General features: G+C 43.9%; 13 protein-coding genes and 2 pseudogenes. 9 read left to right on the top strand and 6 right to left on the bottom strand.

Annotated features, from left to right (window positions below; genetic code table 11):
* A pseudogene (locus tag AC0LWT_RS31640) lies at positions 1-213 on the bottom strand (alpha/beta hydrolase); the annotation flags it as partial.
* Positions 214-647: 434 nt separating this feature from the next.
* Positions 648-899, bottom strand: a complete 252-nt coding sequence (locus AC0LWT_RS31635) for a transporter suffix domain-containing protein (protein ID WP_474685277.1) — start codon at positions 897-899, stop codon at positions 648-650.
* Positions 900-1,063: 164 nt separating this feature from the next.
* On the opposite strand from AC0LWT_RS31635, the pseudogene AC0LWT_RS31630 reads away from it, so the two are divergent.
* Positions 1,064-1,383: pseudogene (locus AC0LWT_RS31630) on the top strand (IS66 family transposase); the annotation flags it as partial.
* A 270-nt stretch (positions 1,384-1,653) separates the two neighbouring features.
* Here the strand turns inward: AC0LWT_RS31630 and ltrA are convergent.
* A complete protein-coding gene (gene ltrA / locus AC0LWT_RS31625; protein ID WP_474685274.1) occupies positions 1,654-3,447 on the bottom strand; it encodes a group II intron reverse transcriptase/maturase in 1,794 nt (597 codons plus the stop codon).
* Positions 3,448-4,188: 741 nt separating this feature from the next.
* Positions 4,189-4,752 carry an RBBP9/YdeN family alpha/beta hydrolase gene (locus tag AC0LWT_RS31620; RefSeq protein ID WP_474685273.1) on the bottom strand — a complete coding sequence of 188 codons (564 nt, stop codon included), beginning with the start codon at positions 4,750-4,752 and terminating at the stop codon, positions 4,189-4,191.
* Between the two features lie 141 nt (positions 4,753-4,893).
* Here AC0LWT_RS31620 and AC0LWT_RS31615 point away from each other — a divergent pair, with 141 nt between their 5' ends.
* The 7 genes from AC0LWT_RS31615 (at position 4,894) to AC0LWT_RS31585 (ending at position 13,402) form a co-directional block, all read left to right on the top strand.
* Positions 4,894-5,013: a LysR family transcriptional regulator gene (locus AC0LWT_RS31615; protein ID WP_474685272.1), complete on the top strand. Its 120-nt coding sequence runs from the start codon at positions 4,894-4,896 to the stop codon at positions 5,011-5,013.
* Between the two features lie 770 nt (positions 5,014-5,783).
* Entirely contained in the window at positions 5,784-7,268 is a 1,485-nt protein-coding gene (locus tag AC0LWT_RS31610; protein ID WP_474685271.1) for a spore germination protein, read from the top strand.
* Complete coding sequence (locus AC0LWT_RS31605; protein WP_474685270.1) at positions 7,258-8,430, top strand: Ger(x)C family spore germination protein; 1,173 nt, start codon at positions 7,258-7,260, stop codon at positions 8,428-8,430. The genes AC0LWT_RS31610 and AC0LWT_RS31605 overlap by 11 nt, the downstream gene beginning before the upstream one ends.
* A 158-nt stretch (positions 8,431-8,588) precedes the next feature.
* Positions 8,589-9,686 (top strand): GerAB/ArcD/ProY family transporter, encoded by a 1,098-nt coding sequence (locus tag AC0LWT_RS31600; protein WP_474685269.1) that lies wholly within the window; start codon positions 8,589-8,591, stop codon positions 9,684-9,686.
* A gap of 147 nt (positions 9,687-9,833) precedes the next feature.
* Positions 9,834-11,474 (top strand): AraC family transcriptional regulator, encoded by a 1,641-nt coding sequence (locus AC0LWT_RS31595; RefSeq protein WP_474685268.1) that lies wholly within the window; start codon positions 9,834-9,836, stop codon positions 11,472-11,474.
* Between the two features lie 129 nt (positions 11,475-11,603).
* Positions 11,604-12,602, top strand: coding sequence for an ABC transporter substrate-binding protein (locus tag AC0LWT_RS31590; protein ID WP_474685267.1), 999 nt, complete (start codon positions 11,604-11,606; stop codon positions 12,600-12,602).
* Between the two features lie 11 nt (positions 12,603-12,613).
* A complete protein-coding gene (locus AC0LWT_RS31585) occupies positions 12,614-13,402 on the top strand; it encodes a hypothetical protein (protein ID WP_474685266.1) in 789 nt (262 codons plus the stop codon).
* Between the two features lie 177 nt (positions 13,403-13,579).
* Here the strand turns inward: AC0LWT_RS31585 and AC0LWT_RS31580 are convergent, their stop codons facing one another.
* Complete coding sequence (locus AC0LWT_RS31580) at positions 13,580-15,109, bottom strand: MFS transporter (RefSeq protein WP_474685265.1); 1,530 nt, start codon at positions 15,107-15,109, stop codon at positions 13,580-13,582.
* Positions 15,106-15,243, bottom strand: a complete 138-nt coding sequence (locus tag AC0LWT_RS31575; RefSeq protein ID WP_474685264.1) for a hypothetical protein — start codon at positions 15,241-15,243, stop codon at positions 15,106-15,108. Before AC0LWT_RS31575 ends, AC0LWT_RS31580 begins: the two co-directional genes overlap by 4 nt.
* A 179-nt stretch (positions 15,244-15,422) precedes the next feature.
* Between AC0LWT_RS31575 and AC0LWT_RS31570 the strand changes: the two genes are divergently transcribed.
* Positions 15,423-15,875, top strand: a complete 453-nt coding sequence (locus AC0LWT_RS31570; protein WP_474685263.1) for an Lrp/AsnC family transcriptional regulator — start codon at positions 15,423-15,425, stop codon at positions 15,873-15,875.
* Positions 15,876-15,914 lie beyond the last annotated feature (39 nt).

Raw genomic sequence — 15,914 nt, 5'->3', positions numbered from 1 at the left:
GGAAGCGAATACAACCGTTACATCCCCTTGACCGCCGGTATATAAATGCATATTTTTCCCATTCACTTTGTACAGCTTGCCGCTAGGGGTATAAGTTTTCAAATCATTCCGGACGCTCACCTGTTCATATATCGCGCCTGATCCCAGAAAAACAAGAATAGCCACGAACCCGATAACAACCGTCTTCCATAATCTTTTACGCCATTTTTTCATCTCTCACACTCTCCTGGATGTCAATATGTTAAGTTAATTGGTTATGGGAACCTAAAAGTGACTAAGGAAACTTATGATTTATTTTCAGTGAACGATAAAGTTATTGTTGATCTTGAGGATAATTAAATGATCAGACATTTAATTAAAAATATATCTTTAATTACGAATTATAGCAAGAGTGAATTCATCTTACTCATGAGTAGGATGAAACTTAGCAAATAAAAACAAGCCGGACGCTGACCAACATGCGCTCCGGCTTGTTTATTTCATGTTACTTTGGATACACTACTGGAAACTGGTTTTTGATCCAAGGAACGATTCGAGCAAGCTTCACTAATACCCAGCACCAGATTGGACTGCCGTGGAACCGAGTGTTCATTCTACGGTTTGAGCACGAAAAGCCTGGCAGTATCGCTGTTTACCGTTTTGAGCCACTATTTATTTCGTTTGAACCAGTTTTTTGGGTTAAACAAGCTTCTGTATTTTTTCATAACTTCTCTACCTAAAATCAAACCGCCGCTCCAGAATGTTATTTCCCCGATTACAACCAAAAAGGTAGTGATTATGGTCTTTGTTTTAAGACTAACAGATAATAATGGGATCAATAGAATGAGTCCATAAAATACAAAAGTAAGCACAAATAGAAGTTTTCCTATTTTTTTAAGCAATTTCGTCACACCCTTCATCTTATGCAAACAATACATAAGTTCCCTTTAATGCAAGACAGTGATTTGTTATTGAGAATATTTATTATTACTCTGAACAAGCCCGGCGTCCCCTCTTGTTTTAGACAAGCAAGCGATTTCACCTGAATATCAGCAAGTGGCTTAAGGACAGCGGCGTAGAATATCAGTGGGAGAAGCTGAACGTATTTCTGCAGGACGGACGGCTGGAAATCGATAACAACCGTAGCGAACGCTCGATTAAACCCGTGGTTATCGATCTAAAAAATTTCCTGTTCAGCAATACGCCGCGCGGAGCCAAGGCCAGCGCGATCATTTACAGCATCGTGGAGACGGCTAAAGCTAACGGTCTCAAGCCACATCTGTACTTGCAGCATCTGTTTGAGCGGCTGTCACAGCTTCCCAATCAGCAGATCCTGAAGCACTGAGCAAGCTTGCTCCCTGGTCAGCTTCATTGCTGCTTGTATGCCGCCTCTATTCCAAATAAGCATCGTTCAGCCCTGTTCCATCCAAGACGGGGTTATTCGGTGTTCCTTCAGTGCTCGTGTTTCTTGATAATAAAGTCGTTTAAATGGAACTCTTTTGGGGGATTGCCCTCACGGACATTAAACTATCGTCAGCAATAGGTAAGCGTTTGATGTGATCTCCGGCTTTTCCCCTGCTCCACACGGAGCGTGCCAGTTTCCCAGCACTCCGCGTTCCATCTACCTGAAATTACTTGATCATAAGTTCCATGTTACTCAACAATTTGGGATTGTCAGATCGGTTCAATATCGCATTGCTTGCGGTACTTATTGATCTTGTTGACCATCGTCTCGGTGATACCGAGTTTGACCATGAGTACGCCAATCGTCTCTTTGCGTGTGCAATGGATTAACTTATGCACATCTTTGTGGAGGATACGAAGATTGCTGAATTTATCGTCTCCACCAAGATGCTGCGGGATGTAGTGGTGACAGTGGACATCGGCTGCGAACAGAGGCATGTCTGTAATTTCGCATTTTCCCATCATCATGCTGTAGCGACTCATCCGGTTATCCAAATACTCCACACTTCGGTGCGGGATGCCCGATTTCATCAGCAAAGTGATTTCCTGCTGAATATCCGGGCGAAGCTTTTTATGTATAATTTCTCTTCCTTCAGCCGTGTAGGGGCTCAAATTCTGACTGAAGCCCATTGTGTTCTTTGTTTTCACATCGGCAAGTGGAAATAGATACACGTTCGCCACTTTGAACGTCTTGAAACCCAGGCTGTAAAACTTCTTGTAAGTTGGCGGAGGGTTGGAAGGATGTTCATATTTCCCGACCGGTTTAAGACGATTATACATGAAGGCACGTAGATCGTAGGCAAGACGGGAGAACTCCATATTGACATGCGTTGCCCATTTAAAATAGTTGTGGATACCCAAAACGAAACTGTTGAAGAGTATAGCATTTTGAGCAGTTGGCGAAGCTCTTAATTTTCGAATGCGTTCCTTCGCTTCGGCCTTGATTTTCCGCTTTTTACTGTCTTTAATGCCTGTATGCGCTACTCTATTATTACGCTTCCTGTTCGCGCGGATTGTGAATCCCAGAAACTCAGACTCCCGTTTTCGCAAGTTTACGATCTGCGATTTCTCCGGCGAAATTTCCAGTTTCAGACGGTTCTTGAGGTACGAAGTTACGGCATGATACCACTTTTGAGCGCTCTTCCAATCCCGACAAAGAATTTTGAAGTCATCTGCGTATCGCACCATGTATCCTTCTTTTAGATTCGTGCGATTCTTGGCCAGCCGTTCACCGGATCTTGTCTTAAAGGGCTTATTCAGAGGGAAGAATTCCCATTGTCCGGCTACCCATTGGTCTAAATCGTTAAGGACGACATTGGATAGTAACGGCGACAACAGGCCACCCTGGGGTACGCCCCTAGAAGGAATACCTTTTCCGTCGATTTCAGCCTTGAGCATTTTGGAAATACACGCTAAGACTTTTCTGTCCCGAATCCCCATGTTCCATAATTGTTTCACCAGCGTAGAATGGTTCACGTTGTCGAAAAATCCTTTGATGTCGATATCGACAACATAGTGCAGCTGCGAATGATTAACAAGGAACTGCACCCTCGCCATTGCATGATGCGTGGAACGGAGCGGTCTAAAGCCGTAGCTATGCTTGTAGAACTGGGCTTCTGCAATAGGTTCAAGTACTTGCTTGAAGCATTGTTGGATGACTCGATCCAGGATACAGGGGATTCCAAGCGGTCTTAATTTGCCGTTTTCTTTCTCAATCAATTTTCGTCTTACTTTCTTGGGGCGGTAATTCTTCAGTTTGGTTTGGATATCTTTCACCAATTCATCTTCGGACAAGCTTTTCATGTCGGCGATGGTTTGCCCATCAGTTCCCGGCGTCTTTGACCCTTTATTAGACTTCATCGTTCGATAGGCAAGCAAGATGTTTTCTCTGGATGTGATCACGTCATAAAGACGCGAAAAGGGTTCCCGATTCTTGGCTCTATCGTATAAATCCGTGAATGTGTCCGTCATGCCGTAGTAATCCCAATGTCGTAGAGCTTGCACTGTGGCATCCCTCCTTCACGAAGCGATGTTCCCACATTCTTACCCGACCGGTGCAATTCACGTTTGGAAAATGATCGTTCTTTTCAGCTAGACTTGGGGCTGTTCCTCCACTCCCATTACAGGAGATTCATCAGTCATGCCCCTGCCCTCACAAGGATAAATGCATTTCGGCCGAAAGCCTTATAGCAACCGTTTCAGGTGACAGCCCTCGTTGCAACGTCCCTTGTTTTCCAAGTCCCTTACAACCTAGCTTTCCATTCTGAACTTAGGTGCTCCCTGTAAGCCTGTGAGCGGGATGCCGCCATAGTCCGGCATAGCGTATTTCAACGGAAACATGTTTACTTACGCCACTCACACCATCGTTTGATGGCCCATATGTTTCCATATGTTCTAACTTTAGACCCGTACGTTCGGTTGTTCGTCAGTTCCTTCGCTGGAACGATTCTCACCCTATTCAGTTTTTCAGCCGCGCGGCATATCCGTCGGCATACCCTTTCCGATGGAATGGCTTCAGCCTTCGTTCTGCCGACTCCACCTGATCTTCAGACCCCATGGTCTGTCAACCATGACGCATGCAGGAGTATTGGCGGGATGGTTTCAGGAAACATGGTTCCATCGTTCCCATCCTCGGTTGTAAAGTTGAGATTCTTGCCTTGTTATCTCCTGCTTTTCACGCTGTAAGACGCTTATAGCAGAACTTGTCGAGCGGTCTCCGTTAGTGCAACAACCCTTGCCCCCGAATCATAATGTAACTTGCTTGTTCAAGCATACATCAAGAATCCATGGCCATGGACCGTAGCCCGCCTCTACGTTGATGTGTCCCATTTTAGGCATCATAACGCAAGGAACCCCTAAATCCAAATACTGTGAAGCATCTTCCACTGAGCAATAAGGATCTGTTGAGGATAAAACAAACAACGTTTTTTCCGCAGCATTCGCGATCTCATCTATGTTTTCTAGTACAGGAAAAAACGTCATCACCGGCTCATATTTCAAAAATGGCGAGGGTGGAGCTACAAGAATGGCTCTCTGAATTTTTCGTTTCGGAGTTGAAGCTGCATAGTGAAACCACATGATGCACGCTAAACTATGGGCCACAACGATGACTTCTTCATCGTTTGGAATTTCTTCAAAAACACTAGATAAATGGTCGAGCCAAACATTCTTGTCAGGTTGATCTTTGTCTGGAAAGTCGGGAAATCGGACTGTTTCACCTTGTTTTACCAGTTCTTGATGCAACCAAGTTTGCCAATGATCGGGGCTACTGCCACCGACTCCATACAATACAAGAAAACTTCTGCTCATGTTGAGGACACCTCCACAATGGTCGTTGTAATTGCATGGCGCTCACGATTCCTATCACTTTATTCTTCTTGTTTAAAGAGTAAATGTCATTATACAATTAAGCAAATTCATTCTATTCATATTTAAAATGAGGATAAGCTCATGACATTTACACAACTCCAAGTTTTCTCGAAAGTAATTGAAACCGGCAGTTTTACAAAAGCTGAAGAGATGCGTTGCATGTCTCAATCCGCTGTCAGCCATGATGAATTTTTTTATTAATTAAATGATTCATCATTTAATTAATAATATATCTTTAATTACGAATTATAACAAGAGTGAATTCATCTTACTCATGAGTAGTATGAAACTTAGCAAATAAAAACATGCCGGACGTTGACCAACATGCGCTCCGGCTTGTTTATTTCAGGTTACTTTGGATGAGTAGACGTTCCGATTTCTTTAAGTAAGTATTTCAGCGGATTGTCAAAGGCATAAAGGTACATAGTGGGCCACCGACCTTGCCTCGATATGAACTTCGTCTGTACTCATCACCAAATTCTGCCGATAAGCGCGGATGGAATTCATATAGCGGTATTACCCGTAGCATTAGAGCTATGCTGGCAGATCGAATAATCTGTCGGTAGGCAGATCTGTTTTCTTAGCAGCATGCCGCATCATCCAGCTGACCAAGCGTGAGATACGTCCAGACGTTGCGGTAACGACAACAACACTTCCGATCTCGGCCCCGATGCCGATTGATGCCGCCGCGCGCGCTCCATCGCCTAACCGCTAGTCTCCGCCTCCTCGGCGCGTTGCACCGTGCGCCTTTCCTTGAATCGGATATAAGAATGGAATCCGCCAATCATCAACAGCTATCAGCAGACTTATTGTACTCTGCCCAGGAGAAGGCATCGAATCGGGCATCTAAAAAACTCTCTCATGCAGGCCTACAGCGACGTTCATACCCAAAGCGAATAAATTCGGGTCGTTGGCAAATGATATTATTGTGTTTCATTGGAAATATGGAGTGGACTTGGGGGCGTTTCATTGTGGTGCAGCAACAGCGGAACAAGGAGGATGTTCTCCACAAATCGATATCTACAAATGTATTCGAAAACACGGAGTATATGAAATCCATTCTTGGAGACAGTCCGGATTTTGTAAATCAGACTTTCGTCCATTTGCCCGTGCCCTTTTCCATTTCATACATAGAAGGGTTTATCGATCCTTTCTTTTTGAGCCAATCCTTCCTCACTCCACTACTGGATCTGCAAATAAAAAAAAATCCGGACACCACGATAACGCCGGAAATACTCGCAAGTTGTGTGAAATCATGCCAAATGAAGCGTGTGAGCCGGATGAGTTCGGTAATAGAAGGATTATTAGACGGACATCTTATTCTTTTTATAGAACATGCAAATGAAGCCTACATTGCTTCGGCGCCTGGAGGAGAAGGCAGGAATGTGGAGGAGCCCAAAAATCAAACGCTGGTTAAGGGTCCCCGTGATGGGTTTGTGGAAAATTACACCGTCAATATTTCTTTGATTAGGAAAAAAATTAAAAACCATCATTTACGCATAAAAAATTATGTGATCGGAAAAACGACACATACTACTGTTGCCATTGCGTTTCTTGAAGATACGGTCGATAAAGAAGCTTTGCAAAACATTGAAGATAAAATTGGCAGCCTGCAAACGAAACAAATCTTTGATAGCGGTATGCTCGAAGAGCTGATTCAAGATCAGTACAGCCCCTTTCCAACATTACTTTCTACCGAGAGACCGGACAGCGCTGCAGCAGCCATCTCGGAAGGAAAAATTGCGATCATCGTTGACGGAACCCCATTCGTGCTTATTGCCCCAGCCTCATTTGTTTCATTTTTTCACGCTTCCGAAGATTACTATCAGACGTTTGACATCGCTGTTCTTTTACGGCTTATCCGACTCGCCGCGTATGTCGTTTCACTAAGCTTGCCGGCGTTCTATATTGCGATCACAACGTTTCATCAAGAATTGCTTCAAACCGATCTGCTGATAAGTTTGGTACAGCAAAGAGAAGGGATTCCTTTCCCTACCTTTGTGGAAGCGCTCTTGATGGAGTTTATTTTCGAAATATTGCGCGAAGCCGGCGTTCGCATGCCAAGAGCTGTAGGTCCCACCGTTTCCATCGTGGGTGCGATCGTTATCGGAGAATCGGCGGTCCGGGCAGGCCTGGTATCACCTGCAGTAGTTATCGTTGTATCCTTGACTGCCATTTCCAGCTTTACTTCGCCAACTTACAATTTCGCAACAACATCCCGATTATTACGATTTGTGGTTATGGTATTGGCTTCTACCTTGGGGTTAGTCGGGATCGTGGTGTTTGCCACTGCCGTTCTAATCCATCTTTGCTCCTTGAAATCGGCCGGAAAGCCTTATTTCACTACACTTACTCTAATTCAAACGGAAAGAAACAAAGACGGATTATTTCGACTTCCGTTGCGGTGGAGTCATATCGAAAAATTCGTTAATTGGAAGGGAAAAGATGATAAATAAAACATCAATTGCCTTAGGGTTGATTCCTCTCATATTTATGATGGTTTGTTTGTCAGGCTGCAACTTGCGAAGAGAATTAAATGAGCTGGCCATTGCAACTAGCATGGGCATCGATGAAAGCAACGAAGGAATGGAAATCACGTTTCAGATCATAAGTCCGGGCGGGAAAACCGCAAAATCGGACGACCAAGAAGCTGGGAAATCCCCGGTATATCCGTTTTCCGTGAAAGGAAAATCGATCGTTGACATCTTGCAGCGAAGCAAAAACCTGCTCCATCGAGAACTATTTTTTTCGGACCTCACTTTTATCGCCATCGGTGAAAAATTTGCCCAAACGCAAGGGCTCCGACCTGTAACTGATTTTGTTGAACGCCAACATGAATTAAGGAAAACTGTCCAATTTTTCGTGGCAAAACATGCTTCAGCTAAAGAAGTTCTTATGATCAAAAGTCCGCTTGAGCAAAATACGGGAACGGAAATGTTAAAAAAAGCGGATATTTCTTCCGGGTTCATGGGGATGAAACGTGGCATCGAAATAGACGATATTACTCGTTGGCATTATGGGGGAAAGGGCGATTTTGTCGGTATGGGAGTTGCCATGGTACAAACCGACGGTAAAAAGGATCACGTTTTAACGGGGTTCCCCCTTTTCAAAGAAAATAAACTTGCAGGCTGGTTTACTTCGGAACAAACACGCGGTTGGGTGTTTATCCGGCATTTCTTTGCAAAATCGATGTTAATGCAAACGGCTTGCCAAGAAAAAAATGGATTTATCGGAGCTACGTTGAGCCAGATTAGTTCCCGCGTCACTCCAGTCATAATCGGCAATCAAATCAAGTTCAATATTTATGTTAAAGCAAACGGAATGCTAGAAGAAGTAACTTGTCCGATCAAGGTGGAAGATCCGAACGTGAACAAACAGATGGAACATGAGTTGGAATACGAAATAAAAAATGAAATAGCGAGCGCCATAAAGAAAGCTCAGAACATGAAAGCGGATGTTTTCGGATTTGGCGATATTTTAAATCAGCATTACCCGAAAGAATGGCTGAAAAGAAAAACGGACTGGGAAACCATAATCCCGGAATTGTCCGCCCAAATCAATGTTGATATTCGGTTAATCACCAGCGGAAAGGTGTCCAAAAGCATACATGAAAAATAATGCAGGGAAAAGCGGAACCATCGTACCCGTCTGCGTATGGATATGTTCAGTGATTTATACGCTCGGCTTCTTGGCCGGATATGATCTATTTCCAGCAACGACTTGGTTTAAAACCTTATATCTCCCTATTTACAATATCTTGTTCGGAGGAAAAATAGATGGAGCACACACTTAGTTCCCGGCAATTGCTTTACTTGTCCGTAACCTTCTTGGTCGGCAGCGCCATGCTGCTCGTTCCAGTTATTACGACTGTTTTTGCAAAGCAAGATGCCTGGATTTCCATGCTTTTGGCCATGCTCCTTGGCATCGGCTTGAATGCAGGATGGCTCTTCTTCATAAAGTCCTATCAGTATGAATCCATTTATGTCATTATGGAGCGCATACTTGGAAAATGGCTCGGTAAGTTCGTCAATATTCAAATTATTTTTCTATACCTTTATTTAAACTCGCTTATTGTGAGGAATCTCAGTAATTTTTCGATCACGCATCTTCTGCCGCATACCCATCCATGGATTTATCAAATCCTGGTTCTGCTCCTCGTCATGTATTCATCGTCTAAGGGAATGAGCAATATAGGCAGAGTCAATGAAGTCATTCTTCCGGTCATGATCATTTCCTATTTGCTGATACTGTCGCTCGTGCTTGGCCGCTTTACGTTTGATAACATTCGTCCGATTCTCGCCAACGGCTGGTTTCCCGTCATTCAAGGAGTTTACCCCGTGATAAGTTTTCCGTTCATGGAGCTGTTTTGTTTCAGCGCATTCCTTACATACGTACCCGTCAAGAAAAAAATCGTACGGGGAATGATCTCTATGATCATCCTATCGGGAATCTTACTTACGTTAGGAATATTGATTACGATTGGCGTGCAAAGCGCCCCTGTGTCGGCGAATCAATTGTATCCAACCTTTTCCATAGCGAAATTGATTGTAATCGGTCAATTTTTTCAACGATTCGAAGCCGTAATCGGCATAATTTGGTTCTTGGGGGTATTTTTAAAAATTACGCTTTGTTTTTTGATGATCATGTTCGGTTTAGCCCAAATTAGTGGACGGCAACATCATTACACGCCATTCATCCTTCCAACCGCTCTCCTGTTATGGGCGATGAGCAATCAAGTCGTTCCGGATTTTCAATATTACAATGACTTCGTTAGCAAGGTTTGGACGATCATCGTAACCGTCCCGTATATAACGGTGTTTACCGCCTTCGTCTATGGAGCCGCAACCGGAAAACACAAGAAGGCAGCCTTTTAACAATGATTTTTCTCTTGGATTCAGCGATTGTGGTTTCGTATGCCGCAATGACCATCTCGGCCTCTTTCGGGTGCAGCTTACTTACACAATTGCGACGAGAACGATTGTGAGCTAGAATGTTCCTTAGTAAAAGGACGGTGATTTTAAATGATTGAAATAGATAAGAACATTGAAATTACCAATTATATTTCGCTCGAAGACATGTGGTTTAAGCTTCGGGAGATCAGACATATCAAGAACAATCCAAACGAATGGGTGGTACGGCTTCAATTCAGCGAGTCGCACATGCTTTTTGTCGCAGCAAGCGGACAAGGTTGGCTGACCGTTGATGGGCAATTCATCGAGATGCGAGAAGGCAGCGTTTATATTTGTACTCCTGGTCAACTTATCGAAGCCGCAGCGCATTCCTTTGATGAACGTGGTTTTTTTCATTTACGATTCGATGTAATTGGGGATGTCGGATCGTCAGACAATCCTATACAGATTATCAAACGAGACAGTCGGTTCCCGGTAAAAGGAGAAGTTATCGTTTCTTCTCCGGTTTCCGTTAACGCTTTGTGCAAAACCATTTGTGACTACTTGCAGGGCGAGGACCGATTGAAACGATTTCGCAGTCAAATTCTCTTTCAAGAAGTTCTCTATACCATCTTGCAAGATGCTCTTCTTGTAAAAGGAAATGATTTGGAAGCGGTACTTGAATGTGTGAAAGCCTATATAGAGCAGCATTATCAACAAGAACTGACGATAGAACATTTGGCCAAGGTAGCAGGAATCAGTTCCCGTCATTTTATGCGATTATTTAAGAAAAGGTATGGCTGCAGCGCGATTGACTATTTGACTGTCTTCCGGATCAAGCAGGCGCAGCAGCTCATGAAGACGGGAGGAGAATATCGTCTCAAGGATATCGCCCGGCATGTAGGTTACCAGGATGATATTTATTTTCGACGCAAATTTAAACAGATATCAGGTATACCTCCAGCGGCATTTATGAGAAACAACAGGCAAAAAATCGTCGCTTACCATATGTTTAACATCGGACAACTGATTCCGCTTCAAATCACTCCTTGTGCCGCACCTGCCGACCATCCATGGACCGATTATTACAAGAGAAAGTATCAAACGGATTCGGTACTGTCGTTAAGTTCAAATGATTTGATAAAGAGGAAAGAACTAAGGCTTGCTGATCCTGATTTTATTATCGGAATCGACATCTTTGTGAATGCTGAGGAACAGGCAAGGATCAAGAAAATCGCGCCCGCATTTTTTGTTCCTTGGATGGAGAATGATTGGCGTATGCATTTACGCTTAATTGCAAAGTTTCTGGACAAAACAACAATAGCAGAAACATGGCTTGAAAATTATGAGCGAAAGGCCCGTTTTGTAAGTGAACAGGTGAAACACACTGTCAAGGATGACAGTCTCCTCATCCTGAGAATCACAGGAGATCGGTACAAAGTATTGGGTTATAAAAGCTTAGACACGGTGTTTTATGACGATCTGCACATTATGCCCGCGCGTGGTGTCGATCGCATGAATCCGGATCAGCAATTGATACCTGAACAACTGGCGGATTTCGATGCGGATCGGTTATTGCTCATCTTGGACGAAGATGCCCTGTCAAATGCCAGTTGGCAAACGCTCGTGCGCTCTGAGTCATGGTGCGGTCTGAAAGCAGTCAGAAACGGCCGGGTTGACTTGCTTCCTTCATATCCTTGGGTAGAATATACGGCATTTACGCATGAGCTGATGCTCGATGAAGCGCTGAAGCTTTGGCGGAATCGTGCATAGAAATTTGTCTGTATCGCCAATGTTCCGAAATCGCAAAATCATTTATACTCCTTCTATATAATAATGATAATCAATCTTACTGAAAGATTATCACTTTGCAAACTAAAAATTCAAGAGGGGTATCGGTGAATGAAGCAAAACGGACGTTCGATTGTGGGAATAGTTATCGTATTGTTATTAATGTTGAGTACTGCCTGTGCAGACAAGAACACTGAGCCGAACAAGACTGACACGGCAGCTGGAGATTCGGTCAAATCCAAATCAAGTCTACCCGATAAGCAACGAGTAGTAAAAAGTCCAAAAGGAGACATCAGCATTCCATCTGAACCTAAAAGGGTCATTGGACTTTCAGTGGTTTATCCGGAGTTTTTGTATGCACTTGGTGTGACGCCGGTTGTGATACAAAACTATCATCAGGAACTCCCTTCCTATTTAAAAGAAGCGTTTAAAAATACGGTGAAGACGGGAATTGCCCAAACACCTAATTTTGAAGCGATTTTAGCCGCTGAGCCGGATCTCATTATTGCGCCCATTTGGTGGTCCGATAAGGATTATGATCAGCTTTCCAAAATCGCACCAACCGTGCTTTTGCCACAGCGGGAAAATTGGCGTGATGAGTTGCGTGATATTGGTGAGGTTTTCAACAAGAAGGATCAGGCTGAAAAGGTCATTCAAGAATTGCAAAATAAAAAAGCTAATGCCAAGGAAAAGCTCCATACCCTTGTTGGAGACGAAACGGTTATGTATATGATGGTTATGGCAAAGGGACTAGTTATTTACGGAGAAAATATCGATCGGGGCAGCTTCATCCATAAGGAATTAGGCTTGAAACCAGTTAAAAACTATCCGCAAAATGAATTGAGCGTCTCGATTTCTTTAGAGAAAATTCCCGAATATAATCCTGATCATATCATTTTACAGCTCGATGATGAGTCCAGTGAAGAGGTTCAAAAGAGATATAAAGAACTGATAGATAGTTCATTGTGGATGAATATGACTGCAGTAAAGAAAAACCAAGTTTACATCATGGGAGGCAAAGAATGGTTTAGTTTGGGCATGTCTCCTTTGGCAGACAGCAATGCCATTGATGAAGTACTTCTTGCATTTGAAAAGATAAAAAAACAATGAGGTGACAAGCGATGGACACGGTGGACTTCAAACAATTGGAAGAGAAGTTTTTCCTGACTTTGTATGAGCCATACAATACCGTGCTTACCATGCCTGCATTCGATCTAATTCAATTAGAAAATATGATGTGCTTAATCGACACGTACGGCCCTCTCATCAAAGCAGGTGAACGATCTGCAGCAGCAGCCTTTTTCTGTAGCTGGTTTGCGGGAGTGTGCGGGGCGATGCAGAACATGTTGTTTCGCAGTGATGGGGTAATTTTGGATTTATCATTAAGGAATTTATCCGTACAACTATATGCCGGTGCTCAGTACCCCTCGTTTTCATTTAAAATCAGCGAAGTGCGGTATATCCAAATTCCGAATATGGACCGTGATGCTTGGTGTAGGAAAGTACTCTATTCATTTTACAGGGAGCACGTAAGACCTTTAATAGAAATTTTGTCCCAACTGGCCCAAATAAATGTCATTCCATTATGGGGTCAAATAATCAATACGATATATGCTCAAATGGAAGAAGAACTGACCGAAGCTTCGGACGAGGAAAGCAAGAAGAGTATCCTTTACCATTATAAAATCCTTACTCATGGTGTCGATGCAAGTGCGTTCGGACTCCGCAAAAATCCGTTTGATATTAAGCTTAAATTCATTGAAAACCCGAATAACCCTGAACAAAAGATGTTAGTAAAAACAGCCTGCTGTCTTGCTTATCGCTTGGATACTGAATTCGGCTACTGTTATTCTTGCCCACGATTGAAAGAAAAGGATCGAGCATCAATGAGAGCGAATTGTAACTGCTGAGTAGACGTAAAATCATTTGTATGAATCATGTGTAGTATGATCCTCGCCATTCATTTCGTTTCTTATAAAATGCAAGGGGCAATTTATGCCCCCGCTAACATCGGATTTGGATTGTCACCTAAAACGGGACAAAAATTTACAAGGGTACTTTTCTAGCTTGTACAGGCGCGATGCCCTTCACACTCTAGCTGCTCTCTTGGATCCAAAAATCATAAAACTGATCGCGGCCAAAATCCACACGCCAATGCCACCATAGAGCATCACCAAGCCAAATCCGTGCACAAGAGCCGCGTGGACCACGGCTCCGGACGCATCCAGAGAGGACAGTTCCGGTAAACCCTGCTTGAGAGATGTAGTGTTTCCAGCGGCTATTTTCTCGGCCAAAGTCCGCAATTGCGTTATATCGAGAGTCCCAGGAAGGACCTGCTTCAAATAAGACAGGATGCCTTCCTGCAAAATGAATCCCATCACGGCGATGTTGATGGCTAGACTGATCAATCTGGCACTCGTGTCTATGCCGGAAGCCATGCCTGCACGGGTACTCGGAACCGAGCCGGTGGTCGTGTTGGTCACAGGCGTGTTGGTTAAGCCAAGCCCAATACCAGCCAACAGGGAACCGGGGAGCATGGTCAACCAGTTGGCGTGATCGCCGCCGCTGCCAAATTTCATCAAAATGAAGCCTATGCCGATGATGAACAGACCCGATGGGATGACTATGCGCGGCTGATAGCGGAGCGAAAGGCGCTCTGCCAGAGGCGGAATCACCAGGGTGGGCAGCGTATAAGCCAAGAGAGACAGCCCAGCTGCCACGGTGCCGTAACCAAGACCGCTCTGGAAATAGATCGGCAGATAGATCATGAACGGCCAGAAACTGAAATTCATGCCGACGGAGCCAAAGAGCGCGCCGGAAAAATTACGTATCCTGAATACGGAAAAGTCGAACATCGGATGGGTGCTGAGCTTTTCCGCAAACAGAAAAATAATGAAACATGCTGCCGTTGCAACAAGGGTGCTGATGGCGGCTATGCTGGTAAAGCCGAGTTCCGGCCCTTGCGTGATAAAGTATGCCAGCCCAAAAACCGTCAACGAAAGCATGACGATGCCGATAATGTCCAACTTTTTCGCCTGCGGATCGCTGGACTCCTCTACGCTGCCTAAAACAAAGATCAAAGTGAGGATGGTCAGCGGGACGTGGACCAGGAAAACCCAATGCCAGTTCGAAATAGCCACAATCATGCCGCCGATGATGGGTCCAAAACCGAGGCCGATACCGAACACGATCCCCCATGCGCTAAAGGCTTTACTGCGTTCTTTTCCTTCCTGAAACTGATGCGAAAGAATTGCTATCTGGCAAATCAGCATCGCGCCAGCACCCACGCCTTGAAGAAACCGGCTGACGATCAGAACTGACGTGCTTTGTGCCAAGCCACAAATCAAGGATGTAATGCCGAACAAGACGAGGCTGATAATAAAAATACGCCTCCTTCCAAACCGGTCAGCCAGCGTTCCAACAGCCATTAGAACTGTCGTACTAGCAATGGTGTAGGCGTTCATAATCCATTGCATATCCTTGAGATTGCCATGCAATACCTTTTCCAAGGTTGGAAGTATCACTGGCACACTGGAAATTTCGAGGCCGAACATTAGCGCGGACAAACATATCGCGGCCAATGCGATTATATTTTTGCTGGAATGGGAGAGAGTCATCGAGAGAACCCTCCAAACTTAGATTGGGTAACAGCACCAGCCAGCTTTTTTTCGTCAATTGTACAATCAACGACCTCATCAATACGTGCCTGTAAATCTTCTGTACCTGCCTTATTTAAATCGTATTTGCTCATTACTTGCCCTTCCTCTCTGACTTCTTATGTGTGAATCGCCCTTATTCATGTGAGTCTTGTCATATTATATAATTAAAATCTTTCATTTTACATAACACATCAAATCAAATATGATGATTATACAAAGAAATAAAAGTTATTTATTTAAAATACCTTTAATTTAAAGGAGGACACTCAAAGTGGATCATGTAGACAAACAAATCCTCTTCTATCTTCAAAACCAGGCAAGGATTTCAATGACTGAGCTGGGTAAAAGCGTGGGATTGTCCCAACCTGCTGTAACGGAACGAGTTAAGAGAATGGAAGAAAAGGGAATAATCGAAGAGTATCGTACCGTCATTTCTCCTGAAAAAATTGGGAAGCATGCGGCAGCCTATATGTTGTTTCAGACTAGAGACTGCTTGGCGTTTCTTGATTTTGTCCATGCATCTCCCCATGTTGCCGAGTGCCACCGCATAAGCGGAGAACACAGTTATTTATTAAAAGTAGTGACGGAATCCACACGCACGCTCGAAGAGTTTGGCAATCAATGCGATAAATATGGAACCTATACAATCCTGATTGTCATGTCTTCACCGATCGATCATAATCTTCTAATTCATTCTCCCAAAGAAGCAAATGGAGTTGACTAATGCTCAAAAGCATAAGGAGAAACGACTAGAAGTGTTAGA

Source organism: Paenibacillus sp. sgz302164 (assembly GCF_056120505.1).
Note: the sequence above shows the minus strand (reverse complement) of the source record. Positions and strands in the feature narration are given on the sequence as shown.

What these genes read in the sequence shown, in the direction of transcription:
- AC0LWT_RS31635 (WP_474685277.1), bottom strand. Translation starts at nt 899, where the DNA reads ATGAAGGGTGTGACGAAATTGCTTAAAAAAATAGGAAAACTTCTATTT.
- AC0LWT_RS31620 (WP_474685273.1), bottom strand. Translation starts at nt 4,752, where the DNA reads ATGAGCAGAAGTTTTCTTGTATTGTATGGAGTCGGTGGCAGTAGCCCC.
- AC0LWT_RS31615 (WP_474685272.1), top strand. Translation starts at nt 4,894, where the DNA reads ATGACATTTACACAACTCCAAGTTTTCTCGAAAGTAATTGAAACCGGC.
- AC0LWT_RS31605 (WP_474685270.1), top strand. Translation starts at nt 7,258, where the DNA reads ATGATAAATAAAACATCAATTGCCTTAGGGTTGATTCCTCTCATATTT.
- AC0LWT_RS31600 (WP_474685269.1), top strand. Translation starts at nt 8,589, where the DNA reads ATGGAGCACACACTTAGTTCCCGGCAATTGCTTTACTTGTCCGTAACC.
- AC0LWT_RS31595 (WP_474685268.1), top strand. Translation starts at nt 9,834, where the DNA reads ATGATTGAAATAGATAAGAACATTGAAATTACCAATTATATTTCGCTC.
- AC0LWT_RS31590 (WP_474685267.1), top strand. Translation starts at nt 11,604, where the DNA reads ATGAAGCAAAACGGACGTTCGATTGTGGGAATAGTTATCGTATTGTTA.
- AC0LWT_RS31585 (WP_474685266.1), top strand. Translation starts at nt 12,614, where the DNA reads ATGGACACGGTGGACTTCAAACAATTGGAAGAGAAGTTTTTCCTGACT.
- AC0LWT_RS31580 (WP_474685265.1), bottom strand. Translation starts at nt 15,109, where the DNA reads ATGACTCTCTCCCATTCCAGCAAAAATATAATCGCATTGGCCGCGATA.
- AC0LWT_RS31575 (WP_474685264.1), bottom strand. Translation starts at nt 15,243, where the DNA reads ATGAGCAAATACGATTTAAATAAGGCAGGTACAGAAGATTTACAGGCA.